This is a genomic window from Polaromonas sp. P1_G2 (genome assembly GCF_056405515.1).
Map to the genome: position 1 here is coordinate 1 of NZ_JBFUBY010001519.1, position 389 is coordinate 389.

Annotated in this window: 1 protein-coding gene; it reads left to right on the forward strand. The window is 61.7% G+C overall.

What is annotated here, in order from left to right; genetic code table 11:
• Positions 1–389: winged helix DNA-binding protein (locus tag AC1D0P_RS31355; protein WP_477680291.1), on the forward strand; the 389-nt coding region annotated here is incomplete at both ends.

A 389-nucleotide genomic window follows, 5' to 3' on the forward strand; every position in this document is an offset into this window, starting at 1 on the left:
GGCAAGACGAGCGGCAAAACAACGGAAGGGCTCGATCGGAGCTGGCATCTGGCGCGCACGCCGGTGGAAATCGATGTTGCCGAGATCGAATATGCGCTGATGCGCACCAACCAGGCGTTCGAGCGCTGGCAGACGGAATGCCTGGCATCAGTGATCGATTTCGCAGCGAGCGGCGAAGAAAATGCCATGCTGCACATCATCCGCATGAACGATCGCCCCAAGACGATCAAGGACCTGGCGCGGCTCGCCAATCGCGAGGACATTCCCAACATGCAGTACAGCCTGCGCAAGCTGATTTCCGCCGGCCTGGTGGCCCGAGAAGGCAGCGGCCGCTCCGGCGTCACCTATTCGGTGACGGAGCTTGGCCGAGAGGTCACCGACCGTTATGC